Origin of the sequence: Lentzea atacamensis (assembly GCF_003269295.1) — a bacterium.
GTDB classification, from domain to species: domain Bacteria; phylum Actinomycetota; class Actinomycetes; order Mycobacteriales; family Pseudonocardiaceae; genus Lentzea; species Lentzea atacamensis.
In genome coordinates, this window is the sequence record NZ_QLTT01000010.1 from 211,698 (window position 1) to 227,756 (window position 16,059).

At 69.4% G+C, this 16,059-nt stretch carries 13 protein-coding genes and 1 pseudogene; 7 read left to right on the forward strand and 7 right to left on the reverse strand.

The genetic code is table 11. The features are described from left to right. Positions 1–80 precede the first annotated feature (80 nt). Genes C8D87_RS36285 through C8D87_RS36300 form a run of 4 tightly spaced genes read left to right on the forward strand, consistent with a single transcriptional unit; the run spans position 81 to position 6,060 of the window. Complete coding sequence (locus C8D87_RS36285; RefSeq protein WP_112230562.1) at positions 81–1,055, forward strand: Bug family tripartite tricarboxylate transporter substrate binding protein; 975 nt, start codon at positions 81–83, stop codon at positions 1,053–1,055. Next, positions 1,052–1,555: a tripartite tricarboxylate transporter TctB family protein gene (locus C8D87_RS36290; protein ID WP_112230367.1), complete on the forward strand. Its 504-nt coding sequence runs from the start codon at positions 1,052–1,054 to the stop codon at positions 1,553–1,555. The genes C8D87_RS36285 and C8D87_RS36290 overlap by 4 nt, the downstream gene beginning before the upstream one ends. Further along, positions 1,548–3,044, forward strand: coding sequence for a tripartite tricarboxylate transporter permease (locus C8D87_RS36295; RefSeq protein WP_109633344.1), 1,497 nt, complete (start codon positions 1,548–1,550; stop codon positions 3,042–3,044). The genes C8D87_RS36290 and C8D87_RS36295 overlap by 8 nt, the downstream gene beginning before the upstream one ends. A 43-nt stretch (positions 3,045–3,087) precedes the next feature. Beyond that, positions 3,088–6,060, forward strand: coding sequence for a BTAD domain-containing putative transcriptional regulator (locus C8D87_RS36300; protein WP_112230369.1), 2,973 nt, complete (start codon positions 3,088–3,090; stop codon positions 6,058–6,060). Here C8D87_RS36300 and C8D87_RS36305 read toward each other — a convergent pair. After that, positions 6,032–6,760: a hypothetical protein gene (locus C8D87_RS36305; protein ID WP_146771968.1), complete on the reverse strand. Its 729-nt coding sequence runs from the start codon at positions 6,758–6,760 to the stop codon at positions 6,032–6,034. The two genes, C8D87_RS36300 and C8D87_RS36305, sit on opposite strands and share 29 nt — an antisense overlap. Before the next feature lie 105 nt (positions 6,761–6,865). Next, entirely contained in the window at positions 6,866–7,669 is an 804-nt protein-coding gene (locus tag C8D87_RS36310) for a calcium-binding protein (RefSeq protein WP_146231431.1), read from the reverse strand. A gap of 147 nt (positions 7,670–7,816) precedes the next feature. Here C8D87_RS36310 and C8D87_RS36315 point away from each other — a divergent pair, with 147 nt between their 5' ends. After that, a complete protein-coding gene (locus C8D87_RS36315) occupies positions 7,817–8,173 on the forward strand; it encodes a helix-turn-helix domain-containing protein (RefSeq protein ID WP_109633352.1) in 357 nt (118 codons plus the stop codon). Here C8D87_RS36315 and C8D87_RS36320 read toward each other — a convergent pair. The 5 genes from C8D87_RS36320 to C8D87_RS36340 all read right to left on the reverse strand — a co-directional run bounded on the left by C8D87_RS36320 (position 8,170) and on the right by C8D87_RS36340 (position 12,758). Continuing rightward, positions 8,170–8,757, reverse strand: a complete 588-nt coding sequence (locus C8D87_RS36320) for a ClpP family protease (RefSeq protein WP_109633354.1) — start codon at positions 8,755–8,757, stop codon at positions 8,170–8,172. The two genes, C8D87_RS36315 and C8D87_RS36320, sit on opposite strands and share 4 nt — an antisense overlap. Further along, positions 8,754–9,368, reverse strand: coding sequence for a ClpP family protease (locus tag C8D87_RS36325; RefSeq protein WP_109633355.1), 615 nt, complete (start codon positions 9,366–9,368; stop codon positions 8,754–8,756). Before C8D87_RS36325 ends, C8D87_RS36320 begins: the two co-directional genes overlap by 4 nt. Before the next feature lie 57 nt (positions 9,369–9,425). After that, entirely contained in the window at positions 9,426–10,067 is a 642-nt protein-coding gene (locus C8D87_RS36330) for a hypothetical protein (protein WP_215732588.1), read from the reverse strand. A 130-nt stretch (positions 10,068–10,197) separates the two neighbouring features. Continuing rightward, positions 10,198–11,112, reverse strand: a complete 915-nt coding sequence (locus C8D87_RS36335; protein ID WP_112230375.1) for a cellulose-binding domain-containing protein — start codon at positions 11,110–11,112, stop codon at positions 10,198–10,200. Between the two features lie 362 nt (positions 11,113–11,474). Then, complete coding sequence (locus C8D87_RS36340) at positions 11,475–12,758, reverse strand: tetratricopeptide repeat protein (RefSeq protein ID WP_112230377.1); 1,284 nt, start codon at positions 12,756–12,758, stop codon at positions 11,475–11,477. A 217-nt stretch (positions 12,759–12,975) separates the two neighbouring features. On the opposite strand from C8D87_RS36340, the gene C8D87_RS49000 reads away from it, so the two are divergent. Both C8D87_RS49000 and C8D87_RS36355 read left to right on the forward strand, forming a co-directional pair. Then, entirely contained in the window at positions 12,976–14,277 is a 1,302-nt protein-coding gene (locus tag C8D87_RS49000; RefSeq protein WP_112230379.1) for a SigE family RNA polymerase sigma factor, read from the forward strand. A 1,033-nt stretch (positions 14,278–15,310) separates the two neighbouring features. Next, positions 15,311–16,022, forward strand: a pseudogene (locus C8D87_RS36355) (DUF2637 domain-containing protein). The last annotated feature ends 37 nt before the right edge of the window (positions 16,023–16,059 follow it).

The following is a 16,059-nucleotide window of genomic DNA, read 5'->3' on the forward strand; positions in this document are numbered from 1 at the left end:
GACCGATGCTCGGCTTCTCACCCCGCGGCTACCTAGCGTTCCCGCCCAACGTCGGCAACGAAGCTGAGGAGTTGGGCTCGATGGGTACAGGCTGGAGACGTTCGGCGGTGGTCGCGGCCGTCGGACTGGCGCTCGCGGGGTGCGGGCAGGCGGCGAAGAGCTCTGGCGGCGGTGACGCCATCGGCAAGCTGGAGATCATGGCGCCCGCCGACCCCGGCGGTGGCTGGGACCAGACCGCCCGCGCGATGCAGACCGCGGTGTCCGGGGCGAAGCTCGCGGGTTCCGTCCAGGTCAGCAACGTCGGCGGCGCGGGAGGCACGGTCGGGCTGCAGAAGCTGTCCACCGAGCGGTCCGAGTCGTTCCTGATGATCACCGGCCTGGTCATGGTCGGCGCGGTGGAGACCAACTCGGCGAAGACGCGTCTCGAGGACACCACCCCCATCGCCCGGCTGACGGCCGAGGACGAGGTGGTCGTAGTGCCCGCGGACTCGCCGCACAAGACCATCGACGACCTGCTGAAGGCCGTGGACGAGAAGGGCAAGGGGGTGTCGATCACCGGCGGTTCGGCCGGCGGCACCGACCACATCCTCGCCGGGCTGCTGCTCAAGGCCAAGAACATCGACCCCGCCAAGCTCAACTACGTGCCCTACTCCGGCGGCGGCGAGTCGCTGGCGGCGTTGCTGGGCAAGAAGGTCGACGCGGGCATCTCCGGTGTCGGCGAGTACCGGGAGCAGATCAAGGCGGGCAAGCTGCGCGCGCTGGGCACTTCCGGGCCGGCCGCGCACCCGGACCTCAACGCGCCGACGTTCAAGGATCTCGGCGTCGAACTGATCAACTGGCGCGGCGTGGTGGCGCCGGGCGGGATCTCGGCCGCGGCCAAGGATCGGCTGACCAAGCTCGTCACCGACATGCACGCGAGCCAGCAGTGGAAGGAAGAGCTCACCAAGAAGGGCTGGACCGACACGTTCCTCACGGGCAACGAGTTCTCCACGTTCCTGTCCAAGGAGATCGGCCGCGTGAAGCCGGCGCTGCAGGACATCGGGCTCATCAAGTGATCCCGGAAAAGTCCTCTGCAAAAGTCGAGGAGTACGCGTTCGGCGGTCTGGTCGCGGTGGTCGGGGCCTTCACCCTGATCGACGCGACCACGATCGCCGCTCGTGCGGACAACGCGGTCGGACCGCGCGCTTTCCCTTACGCCGTAGGGGCTTTGCTGATCGTGACGGGCGTGGCGGCAATCGTCGCCACGGCCCGCGGCAGGCTCGGCCAGGCCGAAGAGGGTGAGGACGTCGACACCGGCGTCCGCACCGACTGGGTCACCGTGGCCAAGCTGGTCGCCGTGCTGGTGGCGCATCTCGTGCTGATCGATGTGGTCGGCTGGCCGGTCGCGGCGACCGTGCTGTTCTTCGGGGCGGCGTGGACGCTCGGCGCGGTGTGGTGGCGCGCGTTGCCGATCGCCGTCGTGCTGGCGCTCGTCGTCCAGGTGGTGTTCGCGTACGGGCTGGGCCTGTCGCTGCCCGCCGGGATCTTCGAAGGGGTGCCGTTCCTCGATGGGTAGCCTCACCGCACTGCTGGAGGGCTTCGCGACCGCGGCGCAGCCCGAGTACCTGTTGTACGCGTTGCTGGGCGTCACGCTCGGCACGGCCGTCGGCGTGCTGCCGGGCATCGGGCCGGCGATGACGGTGGCACTGCTGCTGCCGCTGACCTACACGCTTGACCCGACCGCGGCACTGATCATCTTCGCGGGCATCTACTACGGCGGCATGTACGGCGGGTCGACGACGTCGATCCTGCTGAACACACCGGGCGAGTCGGCCTCCATCGTGACGGCGCTGGAGGGCAACAGGATGGCGCGCGCCGGACGTGGCGCGGCGGCACTGGCGACGGCGGCGATCGGGTCGTTCGTGGCGGGCACGATCGCCACGGTGCTGCTGACACTGCTGGCACCGACCATCGCGGACATCGCGGTGACGCTCGGGCCGGCGGACTACGTGGCGCTGATGGTGGTGGCGTTCACGACCGTGGCCGCGCTGCTCGGGTCGTCACCGTTGCGCGGACTGGCATCGCTGGGCCTCGGTCTGTTCATCGGCCTGGTCGGCACCGACACGCTGACCGGGCAGCAGCGGTTCACCCTCGGTGTGCCGACGCTGGCCGACGGCATCGACGTGGTCGTGGTGGCGGTCGGGATGTTCGCGGTGGGCGAGGCGCTGTACGTGGCGTCCCGGCTGCGGCACGGACCGATCGAGGTCATCCCGGTCGGCGGGAAGTGGATGAACCGCGAGTTCTGGGCGCGGTCCTGGAAACCGTGGCTGCGCGGCACGTTCATCGGGTTCCCGATCGGCACCGTGCCCGCCGGTGGCGCGGACGTGTCGACGTTCCTGTCCTACGCGGCCGAGAAGAAGCTCTCGAAGCGGCCGGAGGAGTTCGGCAAGGGCGCGATCGAGGGCGTGGCCGGTCCGGAGGCGGCCAACAACGCCGCCGCGGCAGGCGTTCTCGTGCCGTTGCTGACGCTGGGCCTGCCGACGACCGCGACGGCGGCGGTGATCGTGGCGGCGTTCCAGAGCTACGGCATCCAGCCGGGACCGTTGCTGTTCACCAACAACTCGGCGATGGTGTGGGCGTTGATCGCGTCGCTCTACATCGGCAACGTCATGTTGCTCGTGCTGAACCTGCCGCTCGTGAAGATCTGGGTGAAGGTGCTGCAGATCCCGCGGCCGTACCTGTACGCGGGCATCCTGCTGTTCGCGGCGCTGGGCACCTACGCGGTGAACTTCGTGGTGGACGACCTGATCGTGCTGATGGTGATCGGCGTGGCCGGGTTCTTCATGCGGCGCCACGGTTATCCGGTCGCCCCGCTGGTCGTCGGCATGATCCTGGGCCCGATGGCGGAAGAGCAGCTGCGCCGCACGTTGCAGATCAGCGAGGGCTCGTTGGCGGCGTTGGTCACGAGCCCGTTCGCGGCGATCGCGTACAGCGTGCTCGTCGTTCTTCTCGTGGTGGCAACCGTGATGCGCTTGCGGCGCAAGAAGTCCGAGGTGCCTGTGTAACACAAACGGCACGGCGGCGATCCTGGAGCGTGGGAGGACTACGGTGATCCGGCGGCCCAGGCTCGAGGGGCTGCTCTGCACGACGAGGCTCACGACTCTCGTCGCACCTGCCGGTTACGGCAAAACGACCCTGTTGACCCAGGCGCACACCGACCGTCCGGTGGTGTGGCACACCTGCCAGGAAGGCCATCGGCTGTTGCAGCCGATGGCCTCCGCGCTGTCGGCCGGGTGGACCAGCGTCCCGGCGGTGTCCGGCGAGGACGAGGCCGGGCGGACGCACGCCATCGCAGCGCTGCTGGCCGATGCCTGGCCGGAAGACGTGCTGGTCGTGCTGGACGACATCCATGTGCTGAGACAGGGCGATTCGGCCGCGCAACTGCTGGAGGCGCTCTGTCTCCAGTTGCCACCGACGGCTCGCCTGGTGTTGTCCGGACGTTCGTTGCCGCCGTTCTCGTTGCGGCGCTTGAAGGTCGACGGGGAGCTGACCGAGATCAACGCGGCCCAGCTGGCGTTCACGGCCGAGGAGACCGCGGTGGTCGCCGGCCACGACGTGCACGACGTCACCGGCGGGTGGCCGATCGCGGTGCGGCTGGTCGCGGAGACGGGCACGGTCGAGGAGCTCGCCGATCTCGTGGGCGAAGTCGTTGGCAGAGAACCGGAACAGACTCGCGCTCTGCTGAGGACGGCGGCCGCGTTCGACCGGTTCACCGCCGACCTGCTCGTCGAGCTCGGGCATTCCGGGGCGCCGGCGATCCTGCCGGACCTCGCCCGGCGCGGGTTGTTCGTCGAGCACGTCCGAGCCGAGCCGGGGTGGTTCGCGCTCGTACCGCTGGCGCGGGAGTTCCTGGAGCCCGCGGCCGGCGTGCACCGGGCGGCGGCGCGCTGGTTCACGTCACGCGGCGAGTACGTCCGCGCGGTGGATTCCCTTGCCGCGCTGGAGGACTGGCCCGGCGTCACGGCTCTGCTCGACGACGTGCTGCGGACCGGCGGTGCGGACGCCGTGCTCACCGCGACTGGCCTGGTGCCGGAAGACCGGCGCACGGCCGTGGTGTGGCAGCTCGAAGGTGTCGCGCACCAGTTGCGCGGCGAGTGGCGGCAGGCCGCCGACCGGTTCACGAAGGCCACAGAGGACGGGCTGACCGCGGAGCTGGCGTGGCGCATGGCGTGGATCCAGCACCTGCGCGGCGGACCGCAGGACGCGTTGCAGATCTGCGACGGCTACGTGCCGGACGGCTCCGATCCGACGGCGGAGTCGATGCTGCTGAGCACAGCCGCCAGCGCGCACTGGGCGTTGGGAGACCTGGAGGCGGCGGCGGCCAAGGCGACCGGCGCGTTGCGTACGGCGACCAACGACTGCGCGATCGGCACCGCGCACACCGTTCTCGCGATGGTCGCTGCGGCACAAGGAAAGCGTGACGAGCTGACCGAGCACTACGACATCGCGCTCGACCACGCGCAAAAGGCCGGCGACGTGCTCGGTGTCATCCGCATCCGGTCGAACCGGGCCTCGCACCACGTCGAGGCGGGCGAGCACCGTGCCGCGTTGCGGGAGATCGAGGAGATGCTGCCGCTCGCGGACGTCACCGGGTTCGCGACGTACCGGGCGATCGGGCTGCACAACCGCGGCGAGGCGTTGCTCGGTCTGGGCCGGCTGGACGAGGCGGCGGCGGACTTCCACGCCGCGCAGAAGGTGTTCGACCAGGCCGGGAGCTGGCTCGCGGCGGCACCGCTCGTGTACCTGGGCGAGGTGCATCGGCTTCGAGGCGACCGGGCGCTGGCGGGTTTCGCGCTGCAGGAGGCGTTGCGGCTCGCGTCGGCGAAGAACACCGTGCCGCACCTCGTTCTCGCGCACGTCGGGCTGGCCGAGCTGTTCGCCTGTGACGACCCGGATCTCGCACGGGAACACGCCCGCAAGGCGTTGGAGCTGGGTGAGAGCGTGACGGCGCTGCTCGTGCTGGCGCGGCTCGACGAGGCCAAGGACCTGTGCCAGGAGGCGGCGGAGATCGCGACCCGGCGCGGTGACCGGGCGGGGTTCGCGAGGGCGTTGCAACTGCGGGGAGTTCTGGAACGCGACTCGGTGCTGCTCGACCAGTCGCTGACGTTGTGGCGGGAGATCGGCGATCCGCTCGGCGAGATCAGGGTCCGCACGGCGCAGGCCGCGCTCGTTGGTGGCGCGGCAGGTGAACAGCTCGCCGGTGAGGCACGTCAGCAGGCCGCGGATCTCGGCGCCCGCGTGCTCGCCGAAGCCGCCGCCGCTGTTGCCGAGACGTGCCGGAAGGCGAGCAGGCCGGAGCTGTTCATCCAGACGCTGGGCGGGTTCCGGGTGCTGCGCGACGGTGAACCGCTGCCGCCCGCCGCGTGGCAGTCGCGCAAGGCCAGGGACCTGGTGAAGATCCTCATCGCCCGGCGCGGGCGGCCGATCACCCGTGAGGCGCTGGGCAACCTGCTGTGGCCGGACGAGGAACCGGAGAAGGTCGCGAACCGCCTGGCGGTGGCGTTGTCCACGGCGCGCAGTGTGTTGCGGGCCGGCACGGGAATCGTGGCCGAGGGCGACGCGATCCGGTTCGACCCGGACGTGCTGCCCGTCGACGTGGTCGCGTTCCTCGCCGACGCACGGGCCGGACTCGCCGCGGCACAACGGAACTCGTCCGAGGCCCGGTCACTGCTGGCGGCCGCGGAGTCCGCGTATCACGGCGACTTCCTGGAGGAGGATCCTTACGAGGACTGGGCGGCACAGCTGCGCGAGGAAGCCCGGTTGATCTACCTGCAGGTGGTGGCGGTGCTCGCCGCACGGGCCGAGTCCGGAGGGGAGTACGCGCTGGCCAGCAGATACTGCCTGCGCGTACTGGAACGCGACCCGTACGACGAGCCGGCGCACCTGATGCTGGTGCGCGTCCTCGCCGCCGCAGGGAGTCACGGCGAGGCTCGGAGGTGCTATCAGACCTACGTCACGCGGATGCGCGAGATCGAAGTGGATCCGCGCCCTTTTACTGCGAGCACACGACGTAGGGCGTGATGGACCAGCGGATGGCCTGGCCCTGGGCGTCCGCTGCCTCGCCGGTGACGGTTGCGCCGTAACCGGCGGGGACGACGTCGTCGATGATGGCGCCGGCGACCGCACCGCCGGCGCTGACGACCTGCTCGTCACCTTGACACGCAACGGACTTCGAGGCCGTCTTGGTCATCACGACCGTCGAGCTGCCGCCGCGCAGCACGAGCCCCGGCCGAGTCCCGCAGATCGCGTGCGCCGTGACGTCCACGTTGCCGGACGCCTCGACCAGACCGCCCTGGAGGTTGTTCCTGGGCGCCATCTTCGTGAAGTGCCCGCCGTCGGTCTCCCCCGCGACACCGAGCACCTTCTGGTCGCCGGAGCAGGCCGCCTCGGCGTTCTTCGTGCCGCTCTTTGACACCAGCGTGTACTCGCCGGGTGCGCAGTTCGCCCGGACCGTCACCGTCCACGGCTGCACGGTCCCCGCACCGTGCTCGACCGCCGTGACCTCCACCGCGGTGAGATCCGCGCTCGGCCGCACCCGCGTGATCGTGGTCCGCTGACCGGTCACCGAAGCGCCGGTGCCGACGACCTTGGTACCGCTGGGGCAGCTGACCGAGACCGTCTTGCCCGCCGACGATGCCGGGCTGGTGGCCTGCACCGCCACGAGCTCGTCGCTTTCCGCGTTCGGACCGGTCAGACTCAACACGAGCAGGGCCGTGCTCATCACCTTCACGTCCATCCCCCTTCAGGTCCGCGGGCCCTCTCTGCCCGCGGACCCGAACGATGCCGCGCTCGCTTAAAGCGGTCTTAAGGTCCGTGTTCGCGCAGGTCAGGGACAGCTGACGAGAACGTCGCCCGCTGCGGCGTCGAGGCAGGTGTCCACGCCGAGGCCGCCGTTGAGCGTGTCGTTGCCGGCCAGGCCCCAGATGAGGTCGTTGCCGTTCAGCGCCGAGATGTTGTTGACCGCCGCGCTGCCGACGAGGTGGTCGACGAAGTTGGTGCCGGTCAGGTTCTCCACGTCGCTCGCGACGTTGTCCTTCAGCGCCAGCGAGTCGTAGCCGTCGTCGGTGCCGGAGCCGATGGTGACCGAGACACCCGAGTTCGGGTGCAGCGCGCTGCCGGACAGGTAGTCGACCCGGTCCGTGCCGAGGCCGCCGTAGACGAACACGCCACCGCGCTTCGGCCGCAACGTGTCGGTGCCGTCGCCACCGCTGATGGTGCCCCTCGCGCGGGTCTCGATCACGTCGTTGCCCGCCTCGCCGTACACGTTGGCCGGCATCGCGTCCGCATTGGTGTTGTCGTAGGCGATGTTGATCCGGTCGTTCAGGTCGTTCGCCCTGACCTGGATCGACGTGATCAGCTTCGTGGCGCCGAGCTCGTACAGGCAGTTCACGTTCGTACCGCTCAGCGCACAGCCCGCGCCGACGGCCAGCAGGTCACCGGAGTCGGTGATGGTGAGCCGGTGGTTCACGGTGTCCAGCCCGACGGTGATGTTGTTCGTCTTGCCGGCCTCCGCCTCGACGATCAGCACGTGGTTCTGCACGTACACCGTGGTGTGCGGCGCGGCGTGCGCGACGGCCGGCATGGCGACCGCGGCGAGGGCGGCGGCGCCCAGACCGATGAGCATTCTCATGCTGTTCTCTCCCCTTGGTGGACATTGCCTTGCGGGGAACAGCCTGCTCAGCGCCCTTTCGGCCACCTTCGAGTGTTTTTAGGGCTGTCTTTCTGCTCGTAGCAGAACGGCCCTTTGCTGTGGTCGCGGTGCTGTCACCATGACGACATGGCGGAGATCCTGGACTTCAATCGCACTCCCGAACCGCTGTGGCGCGAGGCCCTGGGCCGGAAGCTGCGCGAGGCCAGGGAGGAACGCGGCGACCGCCTGGTCGACGTCGCCGAACGGGCGGGCATCTCGGTGCAGTACCTGTCCGAGATCGAACGCGGCCGCAAGGAGCCGTCGAGCGAGATGATCGCCGCGGTCACCGGTGCGCTGGGCATCGACCTGGCCGACCTGCTGATCGGGATCGCCGGCCAGGTCCGTCACTTCCACCGCGTCCAGCACTTCCAGACGTCGCGTCCCATCGGACGACCGTCGGGCCCCGTGCTCTCGGCAGGTCCCGTGCTCATGGCCGTCGCCTAACGCTGTTCGAGCACCAGGTCCGCGAGGCCGTACTCGACGGTGCCCGCCGCGTCGAACACGCGGTCCCGGTCGGTGTCGTGGCGCAGCTCGGCCACGCTCCGGCCGGTGTGCCTGGCCAGGATCTCCTCCAGCTGCGTGCGCACCCTGACCACCTCGTCCGCCGCGAGGATCAGGTCGGGGATCGTGCCACGCCCCTGCGCCGCCGGCTGGTGCAGCACGACCCTGCTGTGCGGCAGCACGGCCCGGCGTCCCTCCGCACCCGCGGCCAGCAGCACCGCACCGGCCGCCACCGCCTGCCCCACGCACGTCGTCGCGACCGGGGCCTTGATGTAGCGCATGGTGTCGTAGAGCGCGAGCATCGCCGACGGGTCGCCGCCCTCACAGTTGATGTAGAGGTTGATCTCCATGTCCGGGTTGTCCGACTCGAGGTGCAGCAGCTGCGCGATCAACGCGTTGGCGACCCCGGAGTCGACGCCGGTGCCGAGGTAGACGATCCGCGAGCTCAGCAGGTGCGAGTAGACGTCCATGATCCGCTCGCCACGCGCGTCCCGCGTGATGACGTTGGGAATCGTGTAGGTGCTCATGCGACAGCCCCCGAGTGCAGTCCCAGCTTGTGCGTGCGGACGGGTACGACCTGCGCGAGATCGTTGACGACGTGGTCGATGAACCCGTAGTCGAGCGCCTGCTGAGTGGTGAACCACCGGTCGTGCAGCGAGTCGGTGAAGATCCGGTCGAACGGCTGGCCGGTGTCCTCCGCGATCAGCCCGAGCACGGTGTCCCTGGTGTACCGCAGGTCGTCCGCCTGCACCTCGACCTCGACCGCGGAACCGGCGATGCCGGCGCTCCCCTGGTGCATCAGGATCCGCGCGTGCGGCAACGCGAACCGCTTTCCCTTGGTACCGGCGGAAAGCAGGAACTGCCCCGCGCTGCACGCCAGCCCGAGCGCCAGCGTCGCGACGTCACACGGCACGAGCCGCATCACGTCCCGGATCGCCAGCATCGAGGGCACCGAGCCGCCCGGCGAGTTGATCCACAGCGCGATGTCCTGCCGCGGGTCCTCGCTCGCGAGCGACAGCAGCTGCGTCGCCAGCACCGTCCCGTTGTCGTCGTCGAGCGCGCCGTCGAGGATCAGGACCCGCTGACTGAAGAACCGTTCCCGCAGCCCTGGGCTGAAGAGCCTCTCGTTGTTCGTCATGCCACCGACGATGCCGTTGCGCTGCCGTGGTTCGCCGGTTTCTCTGCTGTGGGCAGATCAGCTCTCAGCAGGCACGAAGGCGGTGAGGGTCAGACGCCATCGCACGACTCCGCTGCCGGGCACGACCGCCACGGCACGAGCGGGGTCGTCGCGGTCGAAAGTGCGGCCGAGCATGGGTTCCACGCCGACGCTGCGGTACGGCTCGTCCGCCGGCCAGCCGCGAAGGTTGCGCCACAACGCGATGGAGACGGGTTGACCGGCGCACTCGACGAGCAGGTCGAGCTGGTGATCTCCATCCACCACGCGGATCTGGCCGTGTTCCAGGACCGCACCGGTCGCCGTGCCGTCGTCAGGCCCCAACGCGGCAAGGCCCGCCGGCCAGTCGCGCAGCACGGGCGCCGGATCGGTGATGAGCACCGGAGTGCCCGCGGGCGCGAGCAGACGCGCGGCGGGGCTGACGTCGAGCAGGGCGTGTGCCGCCCACACGAAGCGGTAGCCCGGCTCGGCGGTCAGTTCGTAGTCCGCGATGACCGCACCGTCGTGGGAGCCGATGTGGCGGCGGAGCGTGAACTCCGGGCAGACCACGCCGGTCTCGTCCCACGGTCTGCTCCACGCGTCGCCGTGGTCAGGTGTGCCGCGGACGGTCGGCACGCACTCCTCCAGGCCGCCCGCGTCGACGAACGGATCGCCCGGCCGCACGCTCGCGCGAGCGGCGTCAGGGCGATGCCACAGCCACTCGCGGCGGGCCGTGCGGAGCGACGTCCAGCGGCCGCCGAGAGCGTTGTCGACCTCGGCGTACAGCGGTGTGACCTGCAGGATTCACCCCTCCTCAGCCCGTTGCGCAGGCCCTTCCGTTGAGCGTGAACGACCTGGGGGCGGTGTTCCGGTCACGGAAGGACCCCAGGAATCCTATGGATACTTCGCCGCCCGGCGCGATCGTCGCCGTGTAGTGGACGTTGGCCGCGCTGACGGCCGCGCCGTGCTGCGACGAGCTCGCGTTCCACATCTGCGTGACGGACTGACCGTCGCTGAACGACCATCTCAGCGTCCAGCCGTTGACCGGGGTGCGGCTGGTGTTCTTGATCGTGACGCCACCTTGGAATCCGCCAGGCCACTGCCCGGTGATCCGGTAGGCGACCGTGCACGGCGGCGCGGGAGGAGGCGCGGGAGCCGGAGCGGGAGTCGGGGCAGGAGGCGGAGACGTCACAACGGGAGGCGCGTTCGTCGCCGTGGTGGACTTCGTCGGCTGAACACGCTTCGGAGGCGTCGTGCTGGAGGCGGTTGCGGTCGTCGTCGTGACGTCCATGCCGTTGCAGGGCAAACCCCACAGACCGCGGTTCTCCCTGGCCGCGGCGGCTTCAGCCTCGGCCAGCACGCCGGCAGCACCTTGCGCGCGCAGCACACCCTCCCGCACGGCGAGGAGTGCGTAGTCGGTGCCGTCCTCGAGCCACAGGTTCACTTCGCCGGGGATGAGCGAGGTGACGCGCACCGGCCGGGACAGCAATGTTTTTGCCGCGAAAGCATTTGCGGCGGCGGCCCAGCATTCGGCGGGCGGCGCGAGCAACGAGATGAGAACGCGCTCACCGCCCTCCAGTTCGACGGTGCGGCCGTCGATCACCTGACGCACGAACGTCGGCACGTTCTCCTGCGCGTCGGTGATCAGCGTCGGCGGTTTCGACGGCACGCGGGTGACCGCGGGCGGCGCCGGGCTCTCCGCCGTGCACGCGCACGCGCAGAGAACCATGAGAAGAGACAAGAACTTCCGCACCACCAGGGACTCCCGACGCGGTCGTTGAAACTTTGACGACCGTATCGCTCAGCGGGCGTTGCTGAATCCGCCGTTCGGCCTTGATCAACTACGCGAAAGGAGGTGTGGACAGTCCTCACGCGACCGTCTCGGGGCTGCACCTCGACGACTCCGGCGTAACCGTCCTGCTCGACTGACGCGGCGCGCGGGTCAGTGGCCAGCCGCTTGCCTGCTGCTCGCCCGTCCGCACCGGACTGCCCGCCTGCCGTACCTCACCGGTCGCCTGGCTCGCCACGGCCGGCGCCGCGGCGAACGCGAGCGCGTCGCCCTGTTGTCCTTTGTGGAGGGCTTTGATCCGGTCAGCCCGCCACGCCTCGGGCGACGTAGAGCTGCATACCGTCGAAGTCGAGAGTCACGTGGTAGGGCTTGTAGAAGCTGTGGGCGATGTCGCCGAGCACGTCGAAGCCGTGCCCGTCGTGCAGGTTCCGCTCGCTCGCGACGCTGTAGGCACCCGTGGCCGTGGCGTTGCCGAGGCGAACCTCCTTCGGATAGCACGGGTGGACGACCACCGCCCTGCCGCCGGCCGAGGACTCCTCCGGACGGTCGTGGTCGACGCGGATGCGCAGATCCTCGGCCACGGCCAACGACATGCCCGCGACGTTGCTGCCGGTCCCGCCGATGTTCAGGCCCACGACCCGCGGCCCGGAGCCGGCGAAGCTGCCCCTGCTGAACACCAGGTGTTCACGGACCAGCCACAACGGCAGCGGCTCCGCACCGGCCCGGTGCGCGGCGGCCCGCACCTGCCTGGCCGCTTCCGGAGTCCTGCGACGCAGGATCAGCGACCGGCCCGCGTAGTCGATCGTGGTGAGGAAGTGCTGGAAGATCGACGTCCCGAAGATGCCACCCTCCGAGTCCGGCCCCGGCTCCTCGTCCGACCAGTGCACGGGAAGGTTGCGCAGTTCGACGCCGCCCAGCCGGAACGACTCCAGGTAGCCGTAGTAGAACCACATGGTTCTGCCCTCGAACTCGTACTGCTGCTTCGTCACGGCCTGCAGCCCGGCCTCCGCGGCCACCTTCCCCGACAAGCTCAACGGCCCGACGCGGGTGTAGAACGAGAACCGCCTCGGCCGTCCGCCGTTGACCGAAGCCTCCACCTGCGGAATCGGGTCCATCTGCTGCCACGGCAGCCGCGCGATGTCGCCGCTGATCTGATACGGCTCGCCACGGACCGCCTCGTACCACTTGGCATCGGTCTCCAAGCCGGCCGCTCGCCAGTGCGGCGCGGCGACGGACAACTTGCCCTGCCGGTTGTAGCAGTCGGCCAGCAGCCGGTTGTTCCCCTGGTCGCCGGGCGCCAGGGCGACCGCCGTGCCGAGGTACTTCTCGGCGTCGGCGAACTTGTTGCTCAACAGCGCCACATGTCCTCGCCGGCTCGCGGCGTGCACGTTCTTGGGGTCGTTCCGCAGGATTTCCTCGTACGCGCGGCCCGCCTGTTCGAACTTCCCCGCCCTGAACAGCGCGTCCGCGGCTCCTCCGGTGCCGGCCTGTGCTTCGCCCATCAGCGGCGTGGCCGCGGCGGCGCCGGCCATGACGGCGGCGGCGCGCAGCACCGAACGCCGGTCCCAGTTCCCCTCAGTAGCCATGGAGCCAGTCAAGGGAGTGCGGTGTTGCCGGGGCGTATCAGGTTTTCGATATGGCGGCGATATGCACTGACCATCCGAAGTGGACGAAAAGCGGCCGCCCGTCCGTGATCACCCCGAACCGATCCCTGATCCACCCCCGAGCAACCTTCTGGCACGGTGCAACCCCGGATGACCGAAGTGCGTAGCAAGGGCGATGCAGAGCCGAGGAGGACACGCAGTGCGACGGGACAACGAGTTCGCGGAGTTCTTCACGAGCCGTTTCGACGCGGCACGCCGCGCGGCGTACGCGCTGTGCGGCGACTGGGGAGACGCCGAGGAGATCGCCCAGCACGCGTTCGTGCGGATGTACGTGCACTGGTCCAGGGTGCGCAGCGAAACCGCCGACGCCTACCTGAACACGGTCGTGACCAGGTTGTTCCTGGACACCCGCAGGCGCGTCCGCGGCCGGGAGCACCCGGTGGCCGACCCGCCGGAACAGGCGGAGCACGCCGGCTTCGCGCCCGACGAGCGGCAGGCGTTGCTCAGCGCCCTGCGGCAGGTGCCCGCACGGCAGCGGGAGGTGCTGGTGCTGCGTTTCCTGGAGGACATGTCCGTCGAGCGGACCGCTGACACGCTCGGCTGCACGGCCGGCACCGTGAAGAGCCAGACCGCACGGGGCCTGAACACTCTCCGCGACGCGTACCGCGCCGAACTGGGCGATCCCGCGCCCGCTCCGCAGACGTCGGTCGACGACGTGATGCGCCGAGGACGCCGCCGAGTGTTCGCGCAGCGGGCAACCGGTGTCGTGGGCGTCCTCCTGGTCGTCGCGGGAGTCGGCGTCGGCGCGACCGCGTTGAGCTCCGCACCCACCACGCCGCTGCCACCCGCGGACACCATCACCGTCACGACCACCACACCTACGACTGTTCGCGCCGAGGTCGGCTGGCCGAGGCTCAACGAGCCCACCCGGACTCCCACGCTCACCATGAGCCCGATGTCCGGCGTGCCCCCGATGATGTGCGAGCAGAAGGGAACACCGCAGCTGGCGGGTTGGCCGGGCATCATCGAGGCACCCGGCAACGTGCGTGCCGCGTTGGAGCGGGCGATCTCCGGTCCGGTCCAATACCACGTGACTCCGCCGAGAAACCCCGGCGAACGCAATTCCCACGCCCTGTGGGCGAACGCGGGCCACGGCAGCATCTGGTTGCGGGCGGGCACGTTCACCGGCAGCCCGCTGGCTCACGCGGACGACCAGAAGTGGGCGATGGGCGACTGCGTGGCACCGAAGAGGCACGTTCTCGCGAACGGCACTGTCATCCAGCTGCACGTGGTCCAAGAGGGAATGCCGGTGCCGACGCTCAACCAGCTGCTGATGATCTACACGCCGGCGGGCCGGACTTACCAGATCTCGTTGTCCAACCACAGCGGCGAGTTCTTCCTGAACGAGGGCTTCGACCAGGAGAAGGGCGGCCACCCGGAGCTCCCGCTGAGCGAGCAACGCCTGGCCGAGATCGGCCAGGCCGTGGCAGAAGCCGCCTAACCCCACCGCCACACCGTGCTGGCCTCTCCAAACGGGGGGCCAGCACATCCGCATGCCGTCATTGAGCCGATGCCGCCACCGCAGAATTCCAGCCGACCGCCACCACCCGGAGATTCCACAATGGAATCCCCAGGCCAAGCGAAGCGACACCCACGGACCAACAACCACGGCCGAGAGCTAAGCGAAGCGGAAACCCTGACAGGGCCGAGCAAAGCAACGACCCCCAGCAAGGCAGGCGAAGCAAGAACCCCGGCAGGGTGGCGCAAAGCAACAACTTTGGCTGGGCCGGGCAGAGCAACGCCCCCGGTAGGGGCCGGCAAAGCGACAACCATGGCTGGGTCGAACGAACGTGACGACCACAGCGGAGTCGAGCGAAGCGACGACCATGGCCGGGTCAAGCAGCGCAACACCCCGGTAGGGCTGGGCGAAACAACAGCCCTTGGCTGGGTCGGGCGAAGCGAAGACCCGACGACGACCAAGGCCAGGGGTCGAGCGAAGCGAAGACCAGGCGGGGTCCCAGGAACGGGGGTCGAGCGAAGCGAAGACCAGGCGGGGGTCCGGGGGCTGGGGTCGAGCGAAGCGAAGGCCCGGCGGGGGTCCGGGGGCGCAGCGCCCCGGCTGGGGTCTGGGGGCTGGGCCCCCAGAAAACACCACGATCGAGGCAAGGTCTGCGCATTCCGCAGACATAGGACACCCGAAGATCGTGCCCCCGGCGCGCCTCGTACAACATCTACACACTCCCGCACCCGTCGTGAGCTGCAGGTTTCCGCCACCATGGAAGTGCCACGGGGGCGTCGCCGTCGCTCTGGCGGTGATGCGAAATGAGCCGAAACAAGATCATTTACGGCCTGAACGACCTGCAGGCCGACGGCCTGGCTTGCCCACAGTGTGGAGCGAACTACCTGCAGGTCATGATTGCGTCGGTGCCCGTTGGGCACTCAGTGACCGGCTCCCAGGTTCACGCCTGTGTCGGGCAGTGTGCCGAGTCAGTCAGGGCAGCGATCGAGGCTGGGCACCGAGTAGGTGGTGCGCGATGACCGCCACCGCTGGTCGCGATCGTTCGTTGTGGGTGCAGTGCGCGTGCACAGCTCTGGTCGCGCTAGGCGCGGCGTACGCCTCGTATCGGCACGGACGTGAGTTCGCGCTGCGGTTTCGGCGCGGACGAGACGACCGCGGCGATCTGGCCGCTGATCGTGGACGGCTTGTTGACCACGGCGACGGTGGAGCTGTGGAAGACCGGTCGCGGTAGCGGGCGCTGGAAGGCCTGGCTGGCGTTCGTGTTCGGCATCGTGCTGTCACTTTGCGCCAACGTGGCCGCGGCCCCGGAGTTGAGTGTGTTCGCCGTGGCGGTCGCGGCGTGTCCGCCACTAGCACTTCTCCTCGCGGTCGAGCTGCTCAACCATGCACTGAAACGCCGACGCGCCGAGAGCGCGAACGAGACCGGAACCGAGAACAACGAGAACAGTGACGAGAACGCCGGCGTGGTACGTCTCGCGGCGATCTCGGACGACTCCCTACCGTCAGCAGAACCGACCGCCGAGCAGCGGATGTGGACGTACTTCCATGCGCAGGTCGCACGCGGCCGGATGCCATCTGGCGCGGAATTGGATCGTGCAGCGGGAACGAACAACTATGGTCGCCGGGTACTGCGCCAGTGGCACGAGAAGGGCCGAATCAGCTCCACGGCTGCTCAACTGCGCCAGCAAGACCCGCCAACCTGCGACACCATGAAGAATCGATTCTGAGAAAGCGGCGTCGACTGCGTGTGAGCCCTGGGACAAG

What these genes read in the sequence shown, in the direction of transcription:
- C8D87_RS36285 (WP_112230562.1), top strand. Translation starts at nt 81, where the DNA reads ATGGGTACAGGCTGGAGACGTTCGGCGGTGGTCGCGGCCGTCGGACTG.
- C8D87_RS36340 (WP_112230377.1), bottom strand. Translation starts at nt 12,758, where the DNA reads ATGGCTACTGAGGGGAACTGGGACCGGCGTTCGGTGCTGCGCGCCGCC.
- C8D87_RS36335 (WP_112230375.1), bottom strand. Translation starts at nt 11,112, where the DNA reads ATGGTTCTCTGCGCGTGCGCGTGCACGGCGGAGAGCCCGGCGCCGCCC.
- C8D87_RS36325 (WP_109633355.1), bottom strand. Translation starts at nt 9,368, where the DNA reads ATGACGAACAACGAGAGGCTCTTCAGCCCAGGGCTGCGGGAACGGTTC.
- C8D87_RS36320 (WP_109633354.1), bottom strand. Translation starts at nt 8,757, where the DNA reads ATGAGCACCTACACGATTCCCAACGTCATCACGCGGGACGCGCGTGGC.
- C8D87_RS36310 (WP_146231431.1), bottom strand. Translation starts at nt 7,669, where the DNA reads ATGAGAATGCTCATCGGTCTGGGCGCCGCCGCCCTCGCCGCGGTCGCC.
- C8D87_RS36315 (WP_109633352.1), top strand. Translation starts at nt 7,817, where the DNA reads ATGGCGGAGATCCTGGACTTCAATCGCACTCCCGAACCGCTGTGGCGC.
- C8D87_RS36295 (WP_109633344.1), top strand. Translation starts at nt 1,548, where the DNA reads ATGGGTAGCCTCACCGCACTGCTGGAGGGCTTCGCGACCGCGGCGCAG.
- C8D87_RS36305 (WP_146771968.1), bottom strand. Translation starts at nt 6,760, where the DNA reads ATGAGCACGGCCCTGCTCGTGTTGAGTCTGACCGGTCCGAACGCGGAA.